At 41.5% G+C, this 25,787-nt stretch carries 20 protein-coding genes, 1 pseudogene and 1 other annotated feature; of the genes and pseudogenes, 6 read left to right on the top strand and 15 right to left on the bottom strand.

Annotation, left to right across the window (positions count from 1 at the left end):
- Positions 1-21 precede the first annotated feature (21 nt).
- From DVW06_RS06615 to DVW06_RS06605, 3 genes and pseudogenes are all read right to left on the bottom strand, one after another.
- Positions 22-1,295 (bottom strand): annotated as a pseudogene (locus DVW06_RS06615) (MFS transporter).
- A gap of 102 nt (positions 1,296-1,397) precedes the next feature.
- A complete protein-coding gene (locus tag DVW06_RS06610) occupies positions 1,398-3,404 on the bottom strand; it encodes an alpha-L-rhamnosidase-related protein (protein WP_229080354.1) in 2,007 nt (668 codons plus the stop codon).
- An 18-nt stretch (positions 3,405-3,422) separates the two neighbouring features.
- Positions 3,423-4,739, bottom strand: a complete 1,317-nt coding sequence (locus DVW06_RS06605; protein ID WP_060813022.1) for an MFS transporter — start codon at positions 4,737-4,739, stop codon at positions 3,423-3,425.
- Positions 4,740-4,969: 230 nt separating this feature from the next.
- Here DVW06_RS06605 and DVW06_RS06600 point away from each other — a divergent pair, with 230 nt between their 5' ends.
- Entirely contained in the window at positions 4,970-5,941 is a 972-nt protein-coding gene (locus DVW06_RS06600; RefSeq protein WP_137264514.1) for an AraC family transcriptional regulator, read from the top strand.
- 224 nt (positions 5,942-6,165) lie between these two features.
- Here DVW06_RS06600 and DVW06_RS06595 read toward each other — a convergent pair whose 3' ends face one another.
- The 6 genes from DVW06_RS06595 to DVW06_RS06570 form a co-directional block, all read right to left on the bottom strand.
- Complete coding sequence (locus DVW06_RS06595; protein WP_003128712.1) at positions 6,166-7,104, bottom strand: 2-dehydropantoate 2-reductase; 939 nt, start codon at positions 7,102-7,104, stop codon at positions 6,166-6,168.
- A 166-nt stretch (positions 7,105-7,270) separates the two neighbouring features.
- Entirely contained in the window at positions 7,271-8,224 is a 954-nt protein-coding gene (gene trhO / locus DVW06_RS06590; RefSeq protein ID WP_003128711.1) for an oxygen-dependent tRNA uridine(34) hydroxylase TrhO, read from the bottom strand.
- 120 nt (positions 8,225-8,344) lie between these two features.
- A complete protein-coding gene (locus DVW06_RS06585; RefSeq protein ID WP_060813023.1) occupies positions 8,345-9,100 on the bottom strand; it encodes an alpha/beta fold hydrolase in 756 nt (251 codons plus the stop codon).
- Between the two features lie 103 nt (positions 9,101-9,203).
- Positions 9,204-10,073 (bottom strand): fructokinase ScrK, encoded by an 870-nt coding sequence (gene scrK / locus DVW06_RS06580; protein WP_003128707.1) that lies wholly within the window; start codon positions 10,071-10,073, stop codon positions 9,204-9,206.
- A 39-nt stretch (positions 10,074-10,112) separates the two neighbouring features.
- Positions 10,113-10,610: an LURP-one-related/scramblase family protein gene (locus DVW06_RS06575; protein ID WP_003128705.1), complete on the bottom strand. Its 498-nt coding sequence runs from the start codon at positions 10,608-10,610 to the stop codon at positions 10,113-10,115.
- A gap of 4 nt (positions 10,611-10,614) precedes the next feature.
- Complete coding sequence (locus DVW06_RS06570; protein ID WP_003128704.1) at positions 10,615-11,490, bottom strand: SPFH domain-containing protein; 876 nt, start codon at positions 11,488-11,490, stop codon at positions 10,615-10,617.
- Between the two features lie 171 nt (positions 11,491-11,661).
- On the opposite strand from DVW06_RS06570, the gene DVW06_RS06565 reads away from it, so the two are divergent.
- Positions 11,662-12,018 carry a hypothetical protein gene (locus tag DVW06_RS06565; protein WP_021149160.1) on the top strand — a complete coding sequence of 119 codons (357 nt, stop codon included), beginning with the start codon at positions 11,662-11,664 and terminating at the stop codon, positions 12,016-12,018.
- Between the two features lie 223 nt (positions 12,019-12,241).
- On the opposite strand, the gene queG is transcribed toward DVW06_RS06565, so the two are convergent.
- Together queG and rpsN are read right to left on the bottom strand one after the other, a co-directional pair.
- Entirely contained in the window at positions 12,242-13,432 is a 1,191-nt protein-coding gene (gene queG, locus DVW06_RS06560; RefSeq protein ID WP_021149159.1) for a tRNA epoxyqueuosine(34) reductase QueG, read from the bottom strand.
- A gap of 272 nt (positions 13,433-13,704) precedes the next feature.
- The gene (gene rpsN / locus DVW06_RS06555; RefSeq protein ID WP_021149158.1) at positions 13,705-13,974 is read right to left on the bottom strand and encodes a 30S ribosomal protein S14; all 270 of its coding nucleotides are present in this window, start codon (positions 13,972-13,974) and stop codon (positions 13,705-13,707) included.
- 275 nt (positions 13,975-14,249) lie between these two features.
- On the opposite strand from rpsN, the gene DVW06_RS06550 reads away from it, so the two are divergent.
- From DVW06_RS06550 to dhaL, 4 genes are all read left to right on the top strand, one after another.
- On the top strand, positions 14,250-16,580 hold the full coding sequence (locus tag DVW06_RS06550) for an HAD-IC family P-type ATPase (RefSeq protein WP_137264513.1): 2,331 nt from the start codon (positions 14,250-14,252) through the stop codon (positions 16,578-16,580).
- A gap of 221 nt (positions 16,581-16,801) precedes the next feature.
- Positions 16,802-17,203, top strand: a complete 402-nt coding sequence (gene dhaM, locus DVW06_RS06545; RefSeq protein WP_137264512.1) for a dihydroxyacetone kinase phosphoryl donor subunit DhaM — start codon at positions 16,802-16,804, stop codon at positions 17,201-17,203.
- On the top strand, positions 17,203-18,186 hold the full coding sequence (gene dhaK / locus DVW06_RS06540) for a dihydroxyacetone kinase subunit DhaK (protein WP_137264511.1): 984 nt from the start codon (positions 17,203-17,205) through the stop codon (positions 18,184-18,186). Before dhaM ends, dhaK begins: the two co-directional genes overlap by 1 nt.
- 14 nt (positions 18,187-18,200) lie before the next feature.
- Positions 18,201-18,800, top strand: a complete 600-nt coding sequence (gene dhaL / locus DVW06_RS06535; RefSeq protein WP_003128682.1) for a dihydroxyacetone kinase subunit DhaL — start codon at positions 18,201-18,203, stop codon at positions 18,798-18,800.
- Between the two features lie 129 nt (positions 18,801-18,929).
- Here the strand turns inward: dhaL and DVW06_RS06530 are convergent, their stop codons facing one another.
- From DVW06_RS06530 to hisS, 4 genes are all read right to left on the bottom strand, one after another.
- Entirely contained in the window at positions 18,930-20,798 is a 1,869-nt protein-coding gene (locus DVW06_RS06530; protein ID WP_096711010.1) for an acyltransferase family protein, read from the bottom strand.
- Between the two features lie 205 nt (positions 20,799-21,003).
- The gene (locus tag DVW06_RS06525; protein ID WP_005472693.1) at positions 21,004-21,879 is read right to left on the bottom strand and encodes a YitT family protein; all 876 of its coding nucleotides are present in this window, start codon (positions 21,877-21,879) and stop codon (positions 21,004-21,006) included.
- Between the two features lie 165 nt (positions 21,880-22,044).
- The gene (gene aspS, locus DVW06_RS06520) at positions 22,045-23,817 is read right to left on the bottom strand and encodes an aspartate--tRNA ligase (protein WP_003128677.1); all 1,773 of its coding nucleotides are present in this window, start codon (positions 23,815-23,817) and stop codon (positions 22,045-22,047) included.
- Positions 23,814-25,127: a histidine--tRNA ligase gene (gene hisS / locus DVW06_RS06515; protein WP_003128675.1), complete on the bottom strand. Its 1,314-nt coding sequence runs from the start codon at positions 25,125-25,127 to the stop codon at positions 23,814-23,816. Before hisS ends, aspS begins: the two co-directional genes overlap by 4 nt.
- 391 nt (positions 25,128-25,518) lie before the next feature.
- Positions 25,519-25,722: a binding site (T-box leader), on the bottom strand.
- Positions 25,723-25,787 lie beyond the last annotated feature (65 nt).

The following is a 25,787-nucleotide window of genomic DNA, read 5'->3' as shown; positions in this document are numbered from 1 at the left end:
AATGAAAATGCTACTTCGCTCTTAGTTCATTGTTTTTCGTTTTTGCACATGCAAACTTTTAATTTTGTTACTTTTAAAACCACTGCTGAACACAGCGATCGTCACTACATATAAAATCAGCGGGATAACGAAAGTCACGAATAAAATCCCTTTTTCCGCAGTGCTTGATTGTGACTGATTCGCTGCATAGCCGGTAAAACTTAACACAAATCCCGGAACAGCACCACCTATAGCCATCGCAAATTTCATGATTAATGAAGTGAGAGAAGCAATCAATGCTGTCGCCTCTATGTCTAATTCGTTTCTTATCGTATCAACATTATCGGCCGAAATACTGTATTGCAGTGTATTCGTCAACCCTAATGCAAATTGCACCCCGCAATAGCATAAAACGAAAACGGCTGAGTGATGATTGATGACCAGAAATCCCAGCATACATAATGAAATCAATACCAAACCTGTAATGTACAGATGTTTTTTCCATATCGCTGCGATAATTTTGGAACCAGAAGCCCTGCTGCCAATGCCCCCAGCATACCTAAGAAACTGGCTGCACTCAATAATTTAGGGTTGCTAATAATATAACTAAGATAATATAGAAGTGAACCATTGAAGATGTTCGTTGCCGCTGTAATGAATAGCATTGCTAGAAACAATGAAACAACTGGACGCAGTTTGAATACAGATAACGCATCCTTCATTGTATATTTTTCTTTTACCGGCTTTGTTACATAGGCAGCTTCCGTCCCTCTTTCCTTTACCATCAACGTCCCTACAATCGTAAAAAATAGAACAACTAGTACCGTCCCTACAATCAATAAAACGTATCCTTTCAAAGACGTTGCAAAAGCTGCGATTGCCAAAGGTGCTGCTACATTTAAGATAGCTGGACCTACCGTATATGAAATCCCTTTGATTGATGAAAGTTGATTACGCCCTTCATCCTCTTGCGTCAGTACGGGGATTAAACTATTCAAAGGAATATCCATAAAATCAAAAGTAATTCCTAGAAGGATGTAAGAAATACTAATAGCAATGATTTTTTGAGCTGGAAATAGGAGAGGCGAAAACCAAACAAGCAAATAGTTTAAGCAACAGATGATGACTCCTAAAATCAACACAGGTTTGTATTTCCCTATCTTTGTTCTTGGAAAACGATCAATCACAAAACCAATAAGTGGATCACTAACGCCATCTAAAAGTCTCGAAACAAGGAATAACATTCCTACCAAAGCTGGATTAACACCAATGACATCCGTATAGAAAATTAACAAATACGTATTTAATAGTGTCATAATAGGAATATTCCCTAGATTTGTTAAGGCAAATCCGAGTTTTTCAGACACTTTTAACCGATCACTATTCATTGCTTTCTTCCTTTCTTTGATGAATCCAGCTTAGACCTTTTTTACAACCTCATAACTTACAGGTTGATTGGCAAACATTGGCTGCTCTTTTCCATCTATCCGCAAGATCCCACCGTCTCGATTTGTACAAATTGTTAAGCACGTATCTGTCTTCTCAATCTTCACCCAGCCACCTTTAACTGGGAATATACACGTTAATTGATGAAAAGAATCGAGCTTAGGGTCAACTAAGAATGTTTCATAACCTGGTCGAATAGGTTGAATTCCTGCGAAATAACGTCCTAATAAGTAGATAGGACTGGCTCCCCATGCATGACATAAACTTTTCCCAAAAGGATCCCCATACATTTCATAAATAGCATTTCCACTTTCTCCAGGAATATACTCCTCCCAGAAAGTAACCGCTTCTTGTTCCACCATTCCACCCCAGTAGTCAAGAATAATCTCATGTACTTGACTTGTCTGTCCCAGTTTACAAAGGGCATCTTGTTCGAAGAATTTGAAGTAAGGAGTTGTGATTTGAGTGACTTCATCATTAAGCAATACATTTTTCAAAATTTGTTGCTTTTTCGTTTCATCTACAAAGTCGAATAAGACCGCAAAAATATTGGCATGGCGTGTCACATTTCTCTTTCCAGATAGATAAGAATCAATAAATGCCCCTTTTTCTTCATCCCAGAAATAACTCATTAAATTAGCTTTCAACTGTTCATATCTTGTCACATAGTGATCAATATCACGATTCAAGATAGAGCCACAAACAGTCATAGCTTTGTATGCTTTCAATAACAGGACTTGTTCCGCTGCCAATGTCCCTTCCTTATCTATTTCAGACCAATCAATAAAAATCCAGTCCTTTTCGCGACCATAAATAAATCCTAACTCATTGGTTTGTTTTTCAAGATAGTCCATCATAGTCACCATTTTCGAATAAATCTGTGCAAGAAATGAGCTGTCCCCAGACATCATATAGTGATTTTCAATCCCTATGATCCATAAAATGGAATAATCAACAATTGTATTCATATGCTGTTTTACTTCATTTTGACCTCGCAATGCCATGATCGTTCGCTTATTGATATCTTCATCAAAGAATAAGTATTGGTTGATAAAATAGCTTTGGTAAGCATCCCCTGACCAGATCCAGCGATCTCGTTTGATTCCGTCAATAAAGAAAAGCCCACTGCACAATGTAAAGGTTTCTATAGATATATCCCATATTCGATTCATCACAGAGTCATCTGATTTGAATGTGGCTTGATTGTGTATGGGAAGATATTCATGCATCGCACGAATATCAATTGCTTCTGGTGCTATATTAGGAATGAAAAGATAACGAAAAGCACGTTTGCGAATGTTTGTTTCTTTTCTTACATTTTCCTGTTTGTAATAACACATTTGACTATCACATGCTTCTGCTTCTGATTCTCCATAGCAAATAGATATCGGTATCTCCGACAACAATTTATCGATCATTAATGAACCGAAAATCGTCCGTCCATAATCAAACAACGTGCCGCCAGCAACCGCCGTCTTCGAAACAGGGAAACAAGTTTCTATTTCATAATAGACTTTATTAGGGTCTTGCTCTTTATTCATATAAAGATTGCTCCATCCTACTGGAGCTTCTTCAACAAAGTTACTGCAATACCAGCCTTCATCACTCTTGATTCTTTCTCCTTCAATATAGATGGCTGGCAAACCGTTTGGATTCCCTACATTCACCCTAATCTTATTAAAACCGGGTTGACAGACAATCTCTTGTTCAAAAGAATATTTCACTTCATTCACTTCTACAAAGCCAATCCCTGTTGCATATACAACAAATGTCGTGGGACTTTGTAATTCATATTCACGTTTAAATTTTACATTTTTATGGCAGTCATCAATATACCAGTAAGCTGGCCAATCGTATCCTCGTTCTTCTCTAGAAAAATTTTGTAAAAGTCCTTGACGTATTTCAAAATCGCCAGCATACCAGATCCATCGTGGCCGTTCATTTGTTATCACTATTATCCGTTCCTTTCGTTTACTCATTTATATTCTATCGATCAACTACTTTACTAAATCAGCTAGATTAGAATCTCTTCGACTGTTTGCTCTCGTTTTAGCTCCTTTTTGCAATTTCATCATGACAGCTCCTGCAATAGCTGCTACTAGAACAATCGCCGCAAAGCCATACATCGAAAATTGAATATTGTTTGGCGATACCAAAAATGGTGTGACAAAGGCAAACAATCCGCAACACAACCGTGAAAAACCATTGATAACGCCTTGTAAGAATGCCCGAGATTCTGTTGGAAATGATTCTTGAGTCCAAACTTTATAGATGGCTTCCCCTGCTAATGGATTTCCAAAATTATAAAAAGCAATCGTTATCGCCAATGCGATGAATCCTGCACTACCGCCAATAACTGCCATACCAACCATTGCCATGAATTGAACAAAAGCGCCAACAAAAAATGCTTTATTCCGATGCTTTCCACCCGCTACTGAAGCAAAGATAATCGTAGTCACTAAAGAAATGATATTCAGCACAATACCTAGCCCTGTTGCTTGCATTTGTGTAGCACCAGCATTAGTCAAAGCGTATGTCTGAAATTGTCCCCATGTATTCGCTAACAAATTCCAACAAACATAAAAGACTAAAATAGCGAAGAAAAAGTTGCGATAAATTTTTGCATTGTTCCCACTAAAAATCTCTTTTAGTGAAATTTTTTGTTGATTGCTAACCAGATTCAACGCAGACTGACGTGCTGCACCTTCTTCGTGGAACATCCGAAATTTTTTTGAGACTGTCCGCCAAACCCACGCAAAGATTGAAAAGACCAATAAAATAACAAAAACAATACGCGCTCCCAAAACTCCATTGACTCCGGAAAGTAAGAAAGAACAAATATAGGAAATAAAAATACCAATTTGCCAAAATATTTGTGTCGAAGATACTAAACTTGCAGAAGTTTTTTCATCTGGTGCATCATGAGAGACAACGGTTAAACTGATTGGTAAATCCGCCCCAGATGCAATCCCCATGACGATGACTCCTAATAATAAAGCCACAAAATTTCCTGAAAATACACAAATTGCTGCTCCAATAGCATAAAACAAATTGATCCAGTTGAACGCTCGAATCAGGCCGAAGATTTTTGTAATTTGTCCTGCAAACAAAGAGCCGAACGCAATTGCAAAGGTTAGTGCACCAGAGATTAATCCAACTTGTCCCGCAGATAAGTTCAACCCTTTTTGCCAAACCGGTATGGTTGCCGAGAGACCAACGATACATCCAGAACCCAACATAGAACCTACACCGGCTGCAGTTGCTAAAGGAGAATACTTTTTCACTAATGATTGCTGCTTTCCATTTGTGTCCATTTGAAACATCCTTTCTTGTTCATAGGGTTATATTAAACGCTTACACAAAATGGTACAATTTCAAAAATGTAGGTCTTTACTATCAAATTCACAGGTCATAAATTTGAATTTTTTTGAAAGGCTATTTGTTTGATCTGACAAACCCTTTAATAGCAAAGTAAATATTGACTATTTATTGGGAATAACTTATATATAGAACTAACTATATAAAAAAATTAGGTGATTGACGGATGGAAAGTTTGATTAAACTTTTTGATATAGAAGATCGAATTGAAGCCCAGCAAATAACTACTGGGAAGAATATTAATGAAATGAATTTAGACTATCATGGATCAGTAATTCCAAAAATACCCGTTAATGATTTTTTTGAAGAGGGATCTATTTATATCAATAAGCATCATCGCTACTCTTATACGTCTGCTCATACTCATAGTTTCATTGAAATGAATTACCTTCTAAGAGGATGTTGTCGGCAAAAAATAAACGGGGAGGCATGGAGGTTCACTGAACAGCAATTGATTATTATGGACACTGAAGTGATTCAGCAAATTGATTATGTAGGAAAAGATGATTTGATTCTCAATATTTTAATTGACAAACATACTTTACAAACAGAGCTCTTGAACCACTTGCCCGCTTCAAGTAATCCAGTCACGGACTTCTTTTTGAATGCTGCTAAAAAGGATAGTGTTCATAATACTTTTTTAGTTTTTGATTTAAAAGAACACGCGATCATCAATCAGCTTTTATTCTTGATGATTCACAAATTTTATCTCAAAGAAATCTTCTATCATCGTTCCTTAAGTCTCCTTTTAGGATCATGTTTATTGGAATTAGCAGCAATTCCTAGTTTGAATGAACTGTCGTTAACTTCTCAAAGAAATGATTTAGCTGCACTCTTAAAATATATTAACGATCATTACACAACTATCACTCTCAAAAAATTAGCCACGGAGTTTGGTTATAACCAAAACTATTTAGGTAATATGCTCAAGACAAAAACTGGCGCGACTTTTCAAGAAATGATCGACCAAAAACGTTTGATTGAAGCACAAAGATTACTTAGAGAATCTTCCATGACTATTGATACTATCGCTGAAAATTTAGGTTACAAGAGTACGCCCTCCTTATTCAAGCTCTTTCAAAACAAAATGCAGATGACTCCTACTCAATACCGTCACTTTTCAAAAAAAGTTAATTAATCACAAGTAAAATTTGTAATAAGCAATAGCAGGAAAAATTCTTTATCGTCAATTGAATTAAAGTCACTACGATATGAACAAAAAAAAGGATCCGGACCATAAATGTTTGATTGCTCCTGAACGTCCAAAATGTGTGACGATGTTCTCCTAAACTACCAGGGCATTACATAGATGATTCGGATCTTTTATTATTAGACTTATATCATAGTTTTTTATTTTTACTACTACTTCGCTTCAAGCACATCTTCTTTGGCATGGATCAATTGGGTCAAGAAGTCGCAATAAGGCGTGGGAACATTGTATTTTCGACCTTTACGCGAAATAGCCCCGTTGATGTAATCGATCTCCGTTTTACGATGATTATTGATCAAATCTTGATACATGGAAGGATAGTGTAAGCCAATACCTGCAGGATCATAGGTTTTTTCAATATGGGCAACGACTTCTGGAACATCTAGTTCTACCGATTCATGAGCCGCAACAGCTGCGAATTCTCCAACAATGGTTTGCACCATTTGTCGTGCAGTGGCTGTATTTCCAAACTGTGCAATGTTGACATCCAAAATTGAACATAAACCATTCAATGTACCATTGACACAGGCTTTACGATAGATTGAATAGCGAATATTTTCAGAGTATGACGCATTCAATCCAGAAGCAGTTAGTACCTCAGCCAGTTCTTTGGCCGCTGCTTCTTTGCCTTCACCAATGTTTTGCAGTTCAACCGATCCTTCCCCAAACAATCGAACTTGTCCAGGTCCAATCAAATCTGCTGTCCATAGGGTATTTCCTAAGAAAATTTTATCGGTAGCGACATATTTTTCAATTGTATCTTCATGTCCAATGCCATTAAGTAAGCAAAGTACTCTTGTTTGATCACCGATTAGTGAAGCAATGTCTTGCATCATTTGGTCTAATTGCATCGCTTTTGTAAAAACAATGATCAGATCCGCTGGCGTATCCGCCGTTACTTCGGACTGTGGATAAATGGGGAAAGATTCTGTGATTTCTTCTCCATCCAAATTTGCTTGTAGTCCATTGGTACGGATCGCTTCGATATGCGCTGGCCAACCATCGATCAACGTTACATCGTTGCCGCCTCTTTTTAATTTAATGGCAAATCGGCTGCCCATGGCACCAGCACCAGCAATAACAATTTTCATCTCTATTCCTCTTTCCTATCTGACAATTAGGTATAGTTTACTCCAAATCAAACAAATATGCGAGGAGCTTGCCTTTTTTAAAGTGAAATTTGTTAAAAAAATCAATTGGAATCGTTTGATTTTTCAGATAATTAAAGAACAAAAAAAGATCCTTTTCAGGATCTTTTTAAACCGTCACTTCAGACGCTAGTTGTGCTAAAACTGCTGCTTGTTCTTCTTGAGAGATATTGTGCTCAATGACGTAACGATTGTTTTCATTGGCGGCACATTCATAGCAGCAGCCGCCTAAGTGTGCCGCTTGATTCTCTTCCGAAGTGAGGAACTGACGATTGCACTCTGGATTTGCACAATTGACGTAACGCTCACATGGTGTGCCATCGAACCAATCGCGACCGATCACGGTCTTGTCGACATGATTGATCTCAACACTGATACGTTCATCAAAGACATACATCTTACCGTCCCACAACTCTCCTTGAACTTCTGGATCATTGCCATAAGCAAAAATTCCCCCGTGAAGTTGTGCTACGTCTTGGAATCCTTCTCGCAACAACCAGCCCGAGAATTTCTCGCAGCGAATCCCACCTGTGCAGTAAGTGACCACTTTTTTATCCATGAATTTCTCTTTGTTCTCAATGATCCATTGAGGCAATTCACGGAAACTGCGGATATCGGGACGGACCGCACCTCGAAAATGACCAAGATCGTATTCATAATCATTCCGCGCATCGATCACTACGGTATTTTCATCCAACAACGCTTCTTTGAAATCTTTCGGTTCTAGATACTTTCCGGTTAGTTCTAAAGGATCGATATCATCTTCTAAGTTCAATGACACCAATTCTTTTCGCGGTCGAACAAACAATTTTTTAAAGGCGTGTTCTTCCACCTCATCGATTTTGTAGTAGATTCCTTTGAAACGGGGGTCCGCTTCCATTTTTTCCATATAGGCATCCGTTGCTTCAATCGTTCCAGAAAGCGTTCCGTTGATTCCTTCTTTCGCAACAAGAATTCGACCTTTGATACCGATCTCTTTCCCAAAAGCTAAATGCTCTTTCGCAAAACTTTCTGGATCTTCGATGGTCGTGTATTTATAAAATAATAAAACGCGATAGTTCACAGTCATTCCTCCTTTTTTCCACCCTACAGTATAAAAAAGAAAAATGAAGAACACGAATTTTATGCTTGTACATAACCACACAATCCCTTTGCTTACCTAGATACCTGTCGTTTTTTGTTGTCAGAGTGAATCAGTGCTTTTTCCTAATTGTTCAACAAAAAAGGCCGTTACCTGATCCATGGTCTCTCCACGAACTAAATGTCGTTCTTCGCGAGAGATAAATGTCAGATTCGCTTCTGGATTCTCTTGCACAAAGGTTTCTACATCGGCGTAAGGGATTTTCTCATCTTCCGTCCCATGCCAGAACAACAATGGACGTCCAGCTAGTTTTTCTGGTTGCGTCTGGAGATCATAAGCTTCGATCCATCCCAGTAGCAACTGATAGTCATCTGGGACAAAGAAACCTGCAGCACCCGCATGTTTCTGGATCCGTTCACGGTAACCGATCATCGATGGCGAGCCCATCACACACGCAGCAGCGGTGATCTCCGGATGTTGACATAGCAAGCCGCAAGTCGTCATCCCTCCCATTGAAACGCCTCCTACAGCGATTTGCCCATTTACCAAGCCTAGATTTTCAAAGAAATCCACCAAATAAGAAAACTCAAATAAGTTGGTATGAATGCTTTGCCAGAAAATCAATGAAGGAATCTCGGATAGTTGGGTCTTTCGTTCGCCATGATTGGCGGCATCAGGTAAAATCACACGAAAGTTTTCCCGTGCTAGTTTTCGACCTTGCGTCAGTACCAATTCTTTACTCGTTTGCCAACCATGATAATAAATGATCAACGGCAACGGTTCATAGATCAAATGTTCTGGAACGACTTCCAATACTGGGATATTCCCGATTTTTCTTTTACGAACTGCAATTTTCATCTCTTTCCACCTCTGCTTAAGTATACGCATTCTGCTCTTACCTGCCAAATAATCCCTTCAATCACAAAAAAATCACACCAATGTTTTGGTGTGATCACATGTATCAGGAATGTAACACAGCTTCTCGTGCTAGTGCCAGACAGCCTAATGTTCCTGCATTGTCTTCTAATTCAGGTGTCACGATGTAGTCTGCAACTGCTGGTGTTTTGACATAGCCGTTGACCAATCGTTCAAAAGCTTGATGAACCTTTTCCACCATGTGACGCTGCTTCATTACGCCACCACCAAAAATAATGACATCCGGTGAAAGCATCAATGTAGTGTTGTAGGCGCATTGCGCGATATATTCAGCTTCGATGCTCCAGAAAGGCTCATCTTCAGACAGTTCCTGTCCTTTCTTTCCTAAGCGTTTTTCAATCGCTGGACCTGCGGCCATCCCTTCGAGACAGTTGCCATGAAATGGACAGCTGCCTTCGAATGAATCATCAGGATGAGGCACTACCAGCATATGTCCCATCTCCGGATGGCTGAATCCCTCAACAAAGCGGCCATCTTGTAATGCACCGCCGCCAACACCGGTGCCGATCGTATAATAAACTACACTGGATAGTCCTTTTCCTTTACCGAAAACATATTCCCCATAAGCTGCAGCATTGACATCTGTGGTCCAAGCAATGGGGATGGGAAAGGCTTGTTTCATCGTACCTACAAAATCAAAATTCTGCCAAGCTAATTTGGGTGTGGAGGTAATGTAGCCATACGTTGCGGAATCTCGATGGATATCGATTGGGCCAAAGGAACCAATACCGATCCCCACTAACTGGTCTTCATACTTTTTGAAAAAATCGATCACTAATGCCATTGTTTCTTCTGGTGTGGTGGTGGGAAAACTGACCCGTTCTTTAATGGTCATTTCTTCATCACCAATCGCACAAACAAATTTTGTACCGCCTGCTTCTATCGATCCGTACATCTTTTCGTCTCCTTTTCCATCGTTGCTTTCATTTTCTGTTTAAGTACTGGCAGAACTCGCAGCTGCACCATCATCGGCTTTTACGCGATCGATGGCAATGACGAGACAAATAATCAAGTCCTCCAGATCTTCCTCATAAACCGTTACTTCATAGGTATCCCCCCATGAGATCCATCGTTTATGAATCTCAGCAATTTGACGTCCCTGTCGATTGACGACAAAGTCCATGTCCCACCAATTCCCCTGAATTTCAATTCCTTGGGCATGGATGGAATAACGCGCTTTGAAAAGCGTGAATTCTTTTTCTAGAACAATTGCTTCTTCTCCATGTACCTCAACAAAAAACTTGGGCAATAGACTAAACACTTTCTTTGTGACTTCACCGATTTGCTGTTGTCGTTCATCATAAATCGCAAAGCTTTTAGGAATCTTCATGAAACTCCCTTCGACAAAATAGCGCGGCTTTTGCTGCTCATCCATGACAGTAAATTTTTCACCGATACTGAAGACTTTTTGCTTGATGTAAAGTTTTTTCATTTGATTACACCGCCTTTTCTTTCACATCGCCTGTATTGATCACAGGTTGAGTGCCTTTGTCAGTAATGATCGATACGAGTAAATTGTTGATCAATTGGACTTTTCGATCGTCAGTAAAGTTAATATCCTGACCATCTTCGATCTGTTCCAAGGCCATTTGTGTCATGGAGACCGCTCCTTCAACAATGATTTGTCGTGCCGATAAAATTGCTTTGGCTTGCTGACGCTGCAACATGGCACTAGCGATCTCAGTGGCATACGCCAAGTGATTCAACCGCGTCTCGATCACCTCGACACCGGCTACCGCTAAACGCTCTTGCAGTTCTTGTGCCAGTTCTTCAGAAACTTCATTGGTATTGCCTCGCAAAGTCAAATCATCATCATTAAAAGTGTCATAAGGATACTGGGTAGCGATATGGCGAATCGCTGTTTCACTTTGGATCTCAACAAAATCTTGGTAGTAATCGACATCGAACAATGCTTTGGCCGTATCTACGACTCGAAAGACGACGACTGCTGAGATTTCGATCGGATTGCCATCAGAATCATTGACCTTCAATAAAGAGCTATTGAAGTTACGAACTTTCAGTGATACATTGATTTTCTGTGTTAGCGGCACAGTCACAAAGAGTCCATTGTCTTTGATGGTACCTAAATATTGACCAAAGAAAAGAATCGCTTTCGCTTGATTCGGCTGCACAATCGTCAATGAACTAATGAACAAGATAGCGATGATCCACAACACGACACTGATGACTAACTCCCAAACCGCATTGCGAACGATCCCATCATAAAAGAGATAGCCGCCGCCGATCATTAAGGCGATCAAGACGATCAGTGCTAAGTAACCGTTAACATGAAACGTTTGTTTTTCTTTCATCTTTACTCCCTCATTTCTTTTAATACCATATTACCTTTGTTCACAAAAGACTTCAATTCTTCTTCTCATTTTTTTAACCCCTTTCATAGACCTGCGATCATACTATTTTGCAATCAACCAAATTCCCGCTACAATGAAATGAGAGTCAATTGACAAGAAAGGGGTATCCAAATGGCACAAAAAATTTCATTAGAAAACGTAAAATGGTCATTAGAAGAAATCATTCAGACTGTTGGGACTGATCTATCTTCTGTTGTCGAAATTCAAAATCAAGAAGGAATCGATGTCGTGGTGATTGCCAAAGATGAATGGCAGCACCTCTTAGAACTACTCGATGCGCGCCATGCACAAGGCTATCGAATCGATCAAGAACTGCCAACGGATATATTGATTGACGTTGCTGATGGCGACAACGAATACCAACAAACAGCTGAACTAGAGATGGAATTACCGGAACGTGTCCATCCAGCACCAGACTTTGAATTAGACTCAGAAGAAATCGTTGAAAGCGATGATGTGCTGGATTAAGCTGAAAAAATAGACTACTGTGAAAAATCTTCCCCTAAAAATAGCATCCATTCGACCAATAGCCGAGCAATGTCGGAATACTTCCAGACCTTTCAGGTCATGTCGCATTTGCGGCATAGTTGACGTATTCTAAACATTGCTCGGCTCTTTATTATCAAAAATCGCGTGCTTCAATTTTTTGTACGATTGCTCACGTGCTTATGGAGTTCCGCCTAGCATGCAATCAATCAACTGACTTGTTTTTCCGATCTGCACCAGGGGATGCCACGATCGTTTTTAAGCGTTCGATCGCCGCTTGTAGTTCAACGCGTGCTTCTTCTTCCGGTTCTAGTTCTTCGCATTGCTGTAAGCGTTCTAGCCATTGTTCGGGTTCTTTGATACCTAATTGTCCAATGGCCCAATAGGCTGTTCCACGAATGACAGGTCGGACGTCTTCTGTCGCACACCGCCAGATGGCTGGCAATGCGGTACGATCTCCCAGATTTGCTAAGGCAATGATCGCATTACGCTGCAATGGTTTCTTCCCGCGCCAAGAACCAGATAAATGCCCAAACTGATTCTTAAAAGCTTTATTTGATAAAGAAAGCATTGGCTGCAACTTAGGATAAACGGTTTCTACTTCCGGTTCCATTTCCTGATGAAAATGGAAATCCTTGCCTCGATTGTAGGGACAGACCAACTGACAAATATCACAGCCATAGATGACATTATGCATCTTTTTACGATATTCCTCAGGCATCATGCCTTTTGTTTGTGTCTGATAGGAAAGGCAGCGCTGTGCGTTCATTCGCCCATCCCCTAAGAGCGCTTTTGTAGGACAGGCAGTAACACAGCGCATACAATCCCCACAGCCAAAGGGTACCGCTTCATCTGTTTCGAAGGAAATATTGGTGACGATCTCGCCTAAATAAACAAAAGAACCAAATTCTTCCGTGATCAATAAGCCATTGCGGCCAATGAACCCCAAACCAGCACGCTGTGCAACTGCCACATCCACCAGCTCACCGGTATCCACTTGCGGGGCAAACCGCCAGTTTTCTGCTTCTTCCAGATTCTCTGCTTGCGCTTTGATAAACTGGATCAATTTTTCTAAGCGATCACGTAGAATATCATGGTAATCGATCCCCCAAGAGGCGCGGGCAAACATCCCCCGTTTCTCATCTCGCGGCACTTTCTCTTTGATTTTTGTCGGATATGCCAGAGCGATCGCAATGATTGTTTGCGGATTTTCAAAGGTTCTTTCTGGATATATCCGCTCTTCGATCACTTGATGTTCGAAACCAGATGTATGGCCTTTCGCGCGCTGCTCCCTCAACGAGGACTCTAATTCATAAAACGGTTCAGCAGAAGCAAAGCCGATTTTATCAATACCTAAACGCTTGCTTTCTGCGATGATTTTCTCTTTTAAAGACATGATATACTCCTATCCAACATGTGTTCATCAGACCTTCGTCTTTGCTTTTTCTATTATACGAGACCACTTCCGATTAGTCGAATCGCTGCCCTCAAAAAATTCAAACAAAAAACTACCTAAACGCTCGGCGTCTATCTCCCAGTCTTTTTAGGAGATCAGCTGCCTCAGCATTCAGATAGTTTTCCTTGAATACCCCTCCATACAGCGCATTTCTGAGCTATCTAGAAGGGAGATCGTTTGATTGTATTATTTTTGTTACACCTATTAAACGTTTACCAACTAGCTTTTTTTACACCTGGCAATTTGCCTTCATGTGCCAATTGTCGAAAAGTGATCCGTGAAAGACCAAATTTACGCATATAGCCCCGTGGACGACCATCAGTCATATCCCGATTCTTCAAGCGATTCGGATTAGAATCTTTAGGCAATTTTGCTAAAGCTTGGTGATCTTTTGCTTGTTTCAATTGGTAACGGATCTCTGCGTATTGCTCGATCATTGCGGCTTGTTTTTTTGCTTTTGCTTGTTTTGATTTTTTGGCCATTATTTTCTCCTTTGTTTTTTCTATCCATCATTCTAAAAAGAAAAGAAATCAGCTAGCAGAGTCCTCCATTTTCGATTCAAAAACAACAAATCGAAATCATTACTATTTGAGCATTATGACTATATCAAGTTTCTGGGAACAAGTCAATGAAAAGCCCCTTCTTTCGAACAAACCGCTACTGTTTTTTAAGATTTCAATTATTTTTTCATCATTTCTTGCAATGACTTCTTGGCATGCTAGACTAAACAAGGAATCTGAAAGAAATGGAGAATTATATGAAGCAAATAGATACGGGACTTACCTCAGAAGAAGTCACACAACGAACCGAACAAGGCCAACACAACGATTATGAAACAAAAACATCGAAGTCTACGACAGCAATTTTTAAGGACAATATCCTCACATTGTTCAATTTGCTGAACTTGTTGATTGGTGTCTGTCTTCTAGCAGTTGGCGCCTATTCCAATTTATTTTATCTGGTAATCATTTTGATCAATATCACTGTAGGGATCAGTCAAGAGATCCATGCTCGAAATCTAGTCAAAAAACTCTCGATCATCGCCCAACAAGAAATACGTGTGATACGAGATGGCGTTACACAGTCGGTGGATGCCAAATCCCTGGTCCTTGATGATCTTGTTGTCATTGGTGCAGGAGAACAGATTCCAGCCGACATGGTGGTTTTATCTGGACAAGCCGATGTCAATGAGTCGATGCTGACAGGCGAAGCCGATCTCGTCGTCAAAGAAAACGACGCGACTCTCTTATCTGGCAGTTTTGTCGCCAGTGGAGAGGTCACTGCAAAAGTGATCCGCGTAGGAGCAGAGAATTATGCGGCAAAATTAAGCAATGAAGCCAAAACACATAAACCGCTGCGTTCAGAGCTAGTTTCTTCGATTCGCAAAGTCACAAAATTCACCAGTCTAGTGATTGTTCCATTAGGGGTGATCCTATTTCTACAAGCTTATTTATTTCGTGGCAGTGACTTAAAAGAAGCAGTGATCGTTTCGTCTGCTGCTTTATTGGGAATGCTGCCTAAAGGACTCGTCCTATTGATCAGCATTGCTTTGACCACGGGTGTCATCAAACTAGCCAAAAAAAGGATCTTAGTCCAAGATATGTACGCGATCGAGACACTGGCCCATGTCGATACCCTCTGTTTAGACAAAACCGGCACATTAACGGAAGGTCGATTATCCGTCGAATCGATCCAGCCAATCGATGACACCCAAGATATAACGGCAATCTTAGGCAGTTATTTGGCTGCCAGTACCGACAACAATGTGACGATGCAAGCGTTGCGCCAAACCATCACCGGATCTGAGCATTACCAGTCCTTTGCATCAATGCCATTTTCTTCTGATCGAAAATGGGGTGCTATCGCATTTCACGAATTAGGGGCAGTCTATCTAGGAGCACCTGAAAAGACGATCGCCAACCAACAGCTGCCGCAAATTCAAGAAGCGCAATCGGCTGGTTTAAGAGTCCTCGTCTTGGCTCTTGATCCTCATTATAACGACGCCAATCAGCCCTTTGATCCAGCAAAGGCTGCCCCGCTGGCAGTACTTGTTCTTGCTGATGTGATTCGGGAAAATGCAGAAAGCACATTGGCCTACCTGTCTGCAGAAGGAGTGGACTTGAAAGTGATCTCGGGTGACAATCCGATCACTGTTGCAGCCATCGCCAAACGCGCCGGATTGCCTGATTCCGAGAACTATATCGATCTTTCCCAACTAACAGAAGAAGCAGACGTTCGTCAAGCTGCCCAAACCTATACCGTTTTTGGGCGAGTGACGCCTCAGCGAAAGAAACTGCTAGTTTCTGAGTTGAAGGCACTAGGCAATACGGTCGCCATGACTGGAGACGGCGTCAATGACGTGTTGGCACTGCGTGAAGCCGATGTCAGTATCGCTATGGCTGCTGGGGACAGTGCGGCTCGTCAAATCGCGAATCTGGTTTTATTAGATTCCGATTTCACGACACTGCCAGCAGCACTCTTTGAAGGTCGCCGTGTCGTTAATAATGTGACGAAAGTATCTGGGATCTTTTTTATCAAAACGATCTACAGCTTCCTATTGTCCTTACTATGTGTTGCCACTTCTACGGCATTTCCTTTTATTCCGATCCAAATCACATTATTGGACCTGGCGATTGAAGGATATCCTTCCTTCTTCCTTTCCTTTGAAGAAGAAAAAAAGCGAATCACCGGCCGTTACTTGCCTACCGCATTGCTGCGAGCGTTGCCGAGCGCACTTTTGGTGCTTCTGAATTATTTCGCTGTACAGTTCCTGCAAACTGACTATGGCTGGGAACCAATGACCGCAACTACATTGTTCTATTATCTGCTGATCGGCATCAGTTGTTTAGCTGTGATCCGCAGCTGTTTGCCGCTAAATCCATTGCGCTTATTTTTGATCGTAACCACGATTAGCGGAACATACATCGCCGCAATGCTCTTCCATCACATTTTAGAAGTAGGCTTTTTGACTAGCATCACCTTGCCAATCTTTGTTGGATTGATGGCGATCAACTGCTTATTGCAGTGGGGGCTATCTGCCCTTGCAACACAGATCACCCGCCGGCTAGAGCAAAACGCTACGGCTTGATCAATGGAAAAAAATGATTCCGGACAACTATGATAAATTCTCCTAATTAAGGATATTTATTTGTAGTTGCTCGGTTTTTTTATCTGTTCTTCAATTATTTTCTATTTATATAGTGGAGCAATCGTCATCCATGCAAGTTTCACAAAATTTGTTATACTTTTAGTGAAGGCGGTTTCGTCTACTGCCGCTGAATCTATTTAAGAAAGCGTTGGTGAATCGAAATGAAGAAAAGTATTTTACTTGTTTCTCACAGTCAACAACTGACAGACGGACTGAAAGCCATGATCGAAGACATGTCGGACAGCGAAACAGTCACTCTTTTTTCATTGGGTGGAACAGCTGAAGGCGAATTAGGGTCTGATCCGACAAAAATCGTTGAAGCGGTCAATCAGTCTCCGGATGCCGAACAGATTCTCGTTTTTGCTGATTTGGGTAGTGCCATACTAAACGCAGAGCTAGCCTATGATATGTTGGAACCGGAACAGCAAACCCGCTATCACTTGATTGATGCACCGCTTGTAGAAGGTGCTTTTGCCGCAGCAATCACCGCTGGATTCAGTGATGACCTATCCCAGATCACAGCAGAAGCCCAAAAAGCAGCTGAGAAAGGATGGAAACAATAATGAAAAAAATAATCAATGATCCTTCAGCGATCGTCGAAGAAATGCTAGCTGGTCTGGTTGCCAGCTATCCGCAACTGGTTCATCAAGTCGAAGACTCCCGAGTCGTAGCAAAAAACGCCACCCACGAACAAGTTGGCTTAGTCTCAGGCGGAGGCAGCGGACACGAACCGGCACACGCTGGGTTTGTTGGTGATGGTATGTTGAGTGCCGCCGTCTTGGGAGACGTCTTCACTTCTCCAACACCAGATCAGATCCTGACTGGGATCAAAGAAGCCGATCAAGGGCAAGGCGTGCTTTTGATCGTTAAAAACTATACGGGAGATATCCTAAACTTTGAAATGGCCAAAGATATGGCTGAGATGGAAGACATCACTGCTGAAATCGTCGTCGTAGATGATGATATTGCCGTCGAGAACAGTACCTATACTGCTGGAAAACGAGGCGTGGCTGGAACCATTCTCGTTCATAAGATTTTGGGTGCTACTGCTCGTCAAGGACGTTCATTAACTGAATTAAAAGAATTAGGTGAAGCATTAGTTCCGACCATCAAAACCATTGGTGTTGCCTTAAAAGCAGCAACCGTTCCAGAAGTAGGTAAACCTGGTTTTGAATTAGCAGATGATGAAATCGAGTATGGAGTGGGAATCCATGGAGAACCTGGTTATCGCCGAGAAAAATTGAAACCATCGAAAGAGCTAGCCAAGGAATTGGTGGACAAAATTTTAGCTGATTATGAACAAACACCGAAAAAAGTTGGTGTCTTGATCAACGGCATGGGTGGTACACCGCTGATGGAACAATTCGTCTTTGCCAACGATGTACAGAAATTGCTCGCAGACAAAGACATTTCTGTCACATTCCATAAAGTCGGCAACTATATGACCTCTATCGATATGCAAGGTCTATCATTGACCATGATCGATTTCAGTAACAACGATGCGACGGATGCGCTCAACGAACCTGTTGAAACGATTGCTTGGTAAAGGAGGAATTTTCAATGCAAATGACAACAGAGATGACCCAACAATGGTTAAATGCATTTACAAAAGCCATTGAGGAAAATAAAGGCTATTTAAGTGATCTAGATACCCCTATTGGTGACGGCGATCACGGCAACAATATGGCTCGCGGCGTCGCAGCCTATCAAGAAGCATTCGCAAAACAACAGCCTAAAACAATCACAGACACATTCAAAGTACTCTCGATGGCATTGATCTCTAAAGTTGGTGGTGCTTCAGGTCCACTTTATGGCTCAGCATTCATGAACATGACCAAAGCTACAAAAGAACTAGAAACAATTGATTCGTATGAACAATTAGGAAGCATCATCGAAGAAGGGCTTAATGGGATCAAAGCTCGAGGCAAAGCAGAATTCGAAGACAAAACGATGGTCGATGTCTGGCAACCTGTTGCCGCAGCGTTAAAAAACGGCAGTCTGACTAAAGAACAAATCGAGGAAGCCAAAGAACATACAAAAGACCTAGTCGCTAAAAAAGGCCGTGCTTCTTATTTAGGCGAGCGGGCAATCGGACATATCGATCCAGGTGCCGCTTCCAGTGCATTGTTGTTTGAAACGCTTGTTGCAACGATTGGATAAAGATCCTCATTCCACTTAGGAAAGGCGATACAAAAAACCGAGAGATCTCTTGCGATTCTTGAAGATAAACAAGAATCTGTGCTTGAGACCTCTCGGTTAGTTTATTTTTCTAAGAAATAGTCAACGCCATTATTGCAAAATAGCTTGAGAAACTAGTGTACAATATTGCAACATGCCATCAGGATTTGGATGAACTCGATCTTCATAGAACCACTCTTCATGTTCATTACTTAAATCATACCAATCGATCAATGTCATATTGTCGTATTTAGCAGCCATTTTCTCCAGCATGCTGTTGACCTCATTTTGCCATCTTTGCGTAGGTACCCGCACATTGATCCAATAGACTTTGCGATCGCCAATTTCTTTCATCAAATTATCGAATTGGGTTTCTGTAAAGGACCCATTCGTTCCTAGACCGATCAATACCGTATCTCGTAACAAATCTTTTTCTTTCAACGCTTTGATCAGTTCCGGACTCTCATACAATTGTCGTCCCACATCCCCATCAACGACAGCTTTGGGAAAAATTTCTTGCAAGTCGGCAGTGGCATCCAGCATAACAGAATCACCAAAAGCGGTAATTTCCAGCTCTTCAGCCTTCTTCACCTGGGCTTCTGTCAACCCATATTTTTCCATTACTGATTGTTCGGCTTCCGTTGCCTTTGAAGAATTGTCTCCTGTACTTTCTGTATCCGAGCCATTCGCATTTTTTTGTGTCTGTTCTGCCGCTTTTTTATTGGCAGCAATATTTTCTTTTAACTGCTGCTGTTGCGCATCTACATAATTCACCGGAGCGGTAGCTATTCCATAAAGAGCAACTAAGGAAACAAGCAGTCCTGGAAGCAGCCAAGGTTTTTGTCGACTGATCACTGGTTTACTAAACCAATTGCGCACCGTGCGGAAAGTATCTTTGTAGTGGAATTTCCGCAACGGATTTTCGATAAACCGATAGGACAATTCACTGATCAAGAGAATCAATACAATCTCAATCAATGTATGCAGGAGAACATTTTCGCCGACATTCCCAATCTTTGCTTCATAAAAAATCATCACAGGGAACTGATACAAATAAATCCCATAACTCCGCTTGCCGATGTAACTGAATAACGGATTTGTCAGCCAACGGTTCAGACTAGCTCCAGGATGGGCAGTGACCGCCACCAAGATCGTACAAAGCAAGCTGACTAGCAGCATTCCTCCGTAATAAACAAAGGAAAGATGATCATCTAGCACAAAAAATGTTATCACTAAACCAATAAAAGAAAGACCACCAGCTAGGTTCAATACCCGCTTCGCTTTCTTCGGAATTTCTTTTTTTAAATGGGTGCTGGGCCAAATGAAAGCCAGCGCACTTCCCATCCAAATCGAAAACAAACGCGTGTCGGTACCATAATAAACTCGAGTAGGGTCTGCCCCTGGTGAATACCAGATCGCTAATAAAAGAGCCGAAAGTAACGAGCAGCCGATCACGATTTTAAAAATCGTCCCACGATTTTTGACTAACTTCATCAATAAAATAAAGAGTAACGGCCAAATCAAATAATTCTGTCCTTCAACAGCCAAAGACCATAGATGCGTAAAGGGAGATTCATTGCCGAATCGGTCAAAATAAGAAAGACCGTGATTGATCTGCCACCAGTTGTTGACATACAAGAGACTGCTGACGACGACTCCCCGCAGATTATTCAGTAAATTCCGCTGGAACAATGTAATATAGGCAGCAGACAGAAGCAGCATCACCACCATGCCAGGATACAGTCGTTTCATCCGGCGGACATAAAAATCTTTGACAGCAATACGACCGTTCTGGTCCCACTCCTGTCGAAGCAAATCGGTGATCAAATAACCAGAAACTACAAAAAAAACAGGAACTCCTAAATACCCGCCTCGCATTTGAGTAGGTAATAAATGATATAAGATAACGCCGATCACGGCTAATGTACGGATACCGTCGAAACCAGTGATATAGCGGCTTGTTTTTAACCGTTTGTTCATTCTCCAACCACTTTTCTTTTTTTTGATCAACTGTTTTCGTAAGAAACAGTCAATGTGGAACCATTAAAAAATAATGACCCATTTCTTCATAATTTACCAGATAAAGCAACAAGAAAGCTAGCAAGAATACTCTATTTTCTAAAAAAATTAATTTTTACAAAAAGAAAAAAGCATTTCATCACGAAACGCTTTGATCCAAGCTCTCCTATAATTCTTCTTCATAAAAACGACCCAATATTTGTACATTTTCAGCAATACTGACAAATGCCTTGGGATCTGCTTCTTTCATGGCAGAACGTAACATCGGCAACTCGAAGCGTGTAACGACAGTCAATAATACTGTCTGTTTATCATGCTTGTAGGCTCCTTCTGCTTCATTGATGATCGTAATTCCTCGGCGCAGACTTTTCTGGATCGTATGGATGACTTCTTCAGGAATTCTCGTAATAATCGTTACCTGCATTTTCTTTTGCTTGGTAAAAACAGCATCGGTGACTTTACCACTGACAAAAATCGCAATGGCACTATATAGCGCATACTGCCAGCCGAACAGGATGCCCGCAGCAAACATGATGGCAATATTGAAAAAAATCGAGATGGACCCGATGGTTTTCCCCGTACGTTTCCGGATCGCGATACTTACAAAATCGAGGCCGCCAGAGGAAAGTCCGCTTTTTAGCGCATAACCAATACCGGCTCCGTTGATGGCTCCCCCAAAAATCCCGCAGATCATCGGATCTGTCGTCAGTGTTTCTTCGGGAAGAATCTGTACGAACAAAGATGTTAGGACTACAGTAATTCCTGTGAAAATCGTAAATTTATGACCAATCTTGAACCAGCCGAGAAAGAAAAGCGGAATATTCAGCAACAATAGGGCGACTGAGACGGGGATATAGAATCCAAGCCAATCCGTGGAAACGGTGGTCAAAATTTGAGCTATCCCTGTGATCCCGCTAGAATAGATTTTGCCGGGTTGATAAAAAAAATTGACTGCGATCGCCGATAAAATGGCGTAGACGATCGAAAACGATAATTTGTTGGCATAATCAGGGTGTGGCAGCCATTTAAAGAGGGTATTCATTTCATTCAAGAGCCTCGCTTTGTTGATTTGCTCTTATTATACTTCAGATAGTAAAAAAAGAAACGAACAATGAAAGAAATAGACAAATTCTCATGGAATTTTCTTAATCGTCTATTTTCATTCATCATTCGCTCGTTTGTTCTTTACTTGTTCATTTCTTTTTACTTAGTCTTCTTCAACTGTCGTGACATCAATATTCAATTCGAACAATTGCAGCGGCGCCACTTTACTTGGCGCTTGTGACATTGGATCGGCGGCTTTCCCGTTTTTAGGGAATGCGATCACTTCACGGATGTTTTCTTCACCAGCCAGCAACATCACTAAACGATCCAAGCCTAGTGCGATTCCGCCATGTGGTGGGAACCCATAGTCTAATGCCGTCAGCAAGAAACCAAATTGTTCTTCCATTTCACGGCGAGAAAAACCAAGGGTTTCAAACATTTGTTCTTGAACATCCCGCTGATGGATCCGGAGAGACCCACCGCCAAGCTCGTAACCGTTCAAGACGATATCATAAGCTTCCGCATACACTTTTGCAGGATCAGTTGCCAACAAGGGTACATCTTTTTCTTTAGGCATCGTAAATGGATGGTGAGCAGAGACATAGCGGCCAGCTTCTGCATCGTATTCAAATTGTGGCCAATCTGTTACCCATAAGAAATTGAACTTGCTTTCATCGATCAAGCCTAATTCTTTTCCTAACTTGCTGCGGATTGCTCCTAAAGCCGCCGAAACGATCTCAAACTTATCCGCACCAAACATTAGGATATCGCCCACTTCTGCATTCGTAGCAGCAATGATCGATGCTGCAGCGTCAGTCAAGAATTTTGCGATTGGTCCTTTTAAGCCATCTTCTTCTACTTTGACCCATGCTAACCCTTTCGCACCAAACTGTCCTGCGTAATGTCCCAAATTATCCATATCTTTTCGGGAATATTTATCCGCAGCACCTTTCGCATTCAATGCTTTCACCACACCGCCATTTTCAAGCGCCATTTGGAAAACTTTGAAATCAACATCTTTAACGGTTTCGGACAAATCAATCAATTCCATGTCAAACCGAGTATCTGGCTTGTCGCTGCCATAACGTGCCATGGCATCATCGTAAGTCATTCGCGGAAACGGCGTAGTTACTTCTAGCCCTTTGACTTCACGCATGACATTGACTAACAGTTCCTCCGTGTAAGCTTGAATCTCTTCCGCCGTCAAAAAGGTTGTTTCAATATCGACTTGGGTAAATTCAGGCTGACGGTCTCCCCGCAAGTCTTCATCCCGGAAGCAACGGACGATTTGATAGTAACGATCGAATCCAGCACCCATCAATAATTGTTTGAAAATTTGTGGCGATTGTGGCAATGCATAAAAATGACCAGGGTAAACCCGGGAAGGAACGAGATAATCTCTGGCGCCTTCTGGTGTTGATTTCGCTAAATAAGGGGTTTCGATATCTAGAAAGTCATTGGTATCCAAGAAATGACGAATCACTTGTGTCGTTTTTGCCCGCATCATGATATTCTTAGTCATTTTGGGACGGCGTAAATCCAAATAACGATATTTCAACCGCGTTTCGTCTCCTACAATTTGATCATCTTCGATCGAAAATGCAGGTGTTTTGGCTGTATTCAAAATAGTGATCTCGCTGACCATCACTTCATAGTGCCCGGTTTTCATCTTAGGATTGATTGCTTCCGGTGCTCGATTGATGACTTGACCTGTCACTTCTAGCACATACTCGCTGCGGCAAGTATCTGCAATCGCCCATGCTTCTTTGGATACTTCCGGATTAAAGACAACTTGCACGATCCCTTCTCTGTCCCGCAAATCAATGAAAATCACTCCGCCTAAGTCACGACGTTTTTGGACCCAGCCTTTTAAAGTAACGGTTTGATCTAAATGGGCTTCTGAGACGCGCCCACAATATACTGTACGTTTGCTCATTCTTCTTCTCCTTGCTTGATTAAGATTGTAGTCATTTCATCATAGATTTCATCAAAATGATCATACAGATCGGCTAACTTAAATTGTTTCTCGATCCGGCTTGCCATCGATTTGATGTTGATCACTTGTTCAGCTAATTCATTTTCACCTAGGGTCAGCACCAAACGCGCCCCTTGCTTATCTGCCGATTTGAACTGCGCTTTTGCTTTCCGATTCATAAAATCACGATCTGCCGAAAAGCCAAAATTACGGATCGCCTGAACGACTTTCAATGCTTCCAAATTGGTTGCTTCTCCTAGACCAACAACATAAGCATCTAATTCGTTCAATGCTGGAATAACGACTTCTTCTGCTTCCATTGTGATCAATAGACGTTCTAAGCCCATCGCAAAACCGAAACCTGGCGTTTGTGGGCCGCCTAATTCTTCGACCAGATGGTCATAGCGTCCACCCGCACAGATCGTAGCTTGCGCCCCCATTTTTGGCGCTTCACTCATAATCTCAAAAATAGTATGGGTATAATAATCCAGTCCCCGGACCATATTTGAATCAATCTCATAAGGAATGTCCAAAGCATCCAACATCGTGATGACTGTTTCAAAATGGGCTTTAGCTTCCGGACTTAAATAGTCCAAGATCGAAGGAGCATCCGCAACGAACTGTTGATCTCGTTTGTCTTTACTATCTAAAACCCGCAGTGGATTCTCATGCAGACGACGTTTTGAATCTTCACTTAATTCTGCTTCATGAGGCGATAAATAATCAATCAGTGCTTGACGATAGTTCTTACGCGTTTCTTTATCCCCTAAAGAGTTAATCACTAATCGAAGTTGACTTAGCCCTAATTGTTTAAAGAAATCCATCGCCATCGCCATCGTTTCAACATCTGTCGCAGGATTTGCGGAACCAAATGCTTCTACACCGATTTGATGGAATTGACGTAAGCGACCTTTTTGCGGCCGTTCATAGCGGAACATCGGTCCAATATAAAAGACTTTGTAAGGCTTGTTGTATTCAGGTCCGAAAAGTTTATTTTCAACATAAGAACGAGCAATCGGCGCTGTGCCTTCCGGACGCAATGTCACATGGCGCTCTCCTTTGTCATAGAAATCGTACATTTCTTTTGAAACGATGTCGGTTGTATCACCAACGCTTCTAGCAATCACTTCAAAATGTTCAAAAATCGGTGTGCGGATTTCATTGTACTGGTAATCACGAAAAACCAAACGGGCTGTTTCTTCAACAAACTGCCATTTTTCGGATTCTCCTGGTAAAATATCATTGGTGCCTTTTGGACGTTGATAACTCATCTGTTTTCATCCTCCTATTGTGGGTATCTTCGATCGATCAAAAACGATCGTATGTATTCATTACAACTATACTGATTTGATCCATTGTGGGAAACGATTTTCTGTTCATCATCTGCTCGTCTACTCTGCGTTACGCCTACCGTCGCTTCTAAGCTGTCGCTAAGAAGGACTTGCATAGTCTTCGACCAGTCGCAGTGATTCGGAAAGCGGTGACTACTCTCCCTCCGGTCGCCTACTACTGTTCATCATCTGCTTCGCAGGTCAATCGCAATGATTCGAAAAGCGGTGACTACTCTCCCTCCGGTCGCCTACTACTGTTCATCATCTGCTCTGCCCTGCTTCGCAGGTCAATCGCAGTGATTCACAGCAAAAAACTCGCCCTTGTTTTCTACACAAGGGCGAGTTATTACACGCGGTACCACCTAAAATTCGAGAACTTTCATTCTCCTTTCGATTAACGCTCGTTCACGGAACAGCTTTTCTTCTGTTCATCTCCAGATTGTCTTTCCGACATTTGTCCTAAACTGCTTGCAGCCATGGCAGTTTTCTCTTTGAAGGTCCAATAATGACGTACTCGATCTTTCACAGATTTTTGATATTATCTATAAACTACAAGAATCCTTTGGAAATGTCAAGCTGTTTCATAGGCTTTTTCAATAC

This window comes from Enterococcus sp. ARL09-542, from assembly GCF_005234805.1.
Classification (GTDB): domain Bacteria; phylum Bacillota; class Bacilli; order Lactobacillales; family Enterococcaceae; genus Enterococcus_D; species Enterococcus_D gallinarum.
The sequence above is the reverse complement of the archived record's forward strand: the minus strand, read 5'-3'. Positions and strand labels throughout refer to the sequence as shown.

What these genes read in the sequence shown, in the direction of transcription:
- DVW06_RS06610 (WP_229080354.1), bottom strand. Translation starts at nt 3,404, where the DNA reads ATGAGTAAACGAAAGGAACGGATAATAGTGATAACAAATGAACGGCCA.
- DVW06_RS06605 (WP_060813022.1), bottom strand. Translation starts at nt 4,739, where the DNA reads ATGGACACAAATGGAAAGCAGCAATCATTAGTGAAAAAGTATTCTCCT.
- DVW06_RS06600 (WP_137264514.1), top strand. Translation starts at nt 4,970, where the DNA reads ATGGAAAGTTTGATTAAACTTTTTGATATAGAAGATCGAATTGAAGCC.
- DVW06_RS06595 (WP_003128712.1), bottom strand. Translation starts at nt 7,104, where the DNA reads ATGAAAATTGTTATTGCTGGTGCTGGTGCCATGGGCAGCCGATTTGCC.
- DVW06_RS06585 (WP_060813023.1), bottom strand. Translation starts at nt 9,100, where the DNA reads ATGAAAATTGCAGTTCGTAAAAGAAAAATCGGGAATATCCCAGTATTG.
- scrK (WP_003128707.1), bottom strand. Translation starts at nt 10,073, where the DNA reads ATGTACGGATCGATAGAAGCAGGCGGTACAAAATTTGTTTGTGCGATT.
- DVW06_RS06575 (WP_003128705.1), bottom strand. Translation starts at nt 10,610, where the DNA reads ATGAAAAAACTTTACATCAAGCAAAAAGTCTTCAGTATCGGTGAAAAA.
- DVW06_RS06570 (WP_003128704.1), bottom strand. Translation starts at nt 11,490, where the DNA reads ATGAAAGAAAAACAAACGTTTCATGTTAACGGTTACTTAGCACTGATC.
- DVW06_RS06565 (WP_021149160.1), top strand. Translation starts at nt 11,662, where the DNA reads ATGGCACAAAAAATTTCATTAGAAAACGTAAAATGGTCATTAGAAGAA.
- queG (WP_021149159.1), bottom strand. Translation starts at nt 13,432, where the DNA reads ATGTCTTTAAAAGAGAAAATCATCGCAGAAAGCAAGCGTTTAGGTATT.
- rpsN (WP_021149158.1), bottom strand. Translation starts at nt 13,974, where the DNA reads ATGGCCAAAAAATCAAAACAAGCAAAAGCAAAAAAACAAGCCGCAATG.
- DVW06_RS06550 (WP_137264513.1), top strand. Translation starts at nt 14,250, where the DNA reads ATGAAGCAAATAGATACGGGACTTACCTCAGAAGAAGTCACACAACGA.
- dhaM (WP_137264512.1), top strand. Translation starts at nt 16,802, where the DNA reads ATGAAGAAAAGTATTTTACTTGTTTCTCACAGTCAACAACTGACAGAC.
- dhaK (WP_137264511.1), top strand. Translation starts at nt 17,203, where the DNA reads ATGAAAAAAATAATCAATGATCCTTCAGCGATCGTCGAAGAAATGCTA.
- dhaL (WP_003128682.1), top strand. Translation starts at nt 18,201, where the DNA reads ATGCAAATGACAACAGAGATGACCCAACAATGGTTAAATGCATTTACA.
- DVW06_RS06530 (WP_096711010.1), bottom strand. Translation starts at nt 20,798, where the DNA reads ATGAACAAACGGTTAAAAACAAGCCGCTATATCACTGGTTTCGACGGT.
- DVW06_RS06525 (WP_005472693.1), bottom strand. Translation starts at nt 21,879, where the DNA reads ATGAATACCCTCTTTAAATGGCTGCCACACCCTGATTATGCCAACAAA.
- aspS (WP_003128677.1), bottom strand. Translation starts at nt 23,817, where the DNA reads ATGAGCAAACGTACAGTATATTGTGGGCGCGTCTCAGAAGCCCATTTA.
- hisS (WP_003128675.1), bottom strand. Translation starts at nt 25,127, where the DNA reads ATGAGTTATCAACGTCCAAAAGGCACCAATGATATTTTACCAGGAGAA.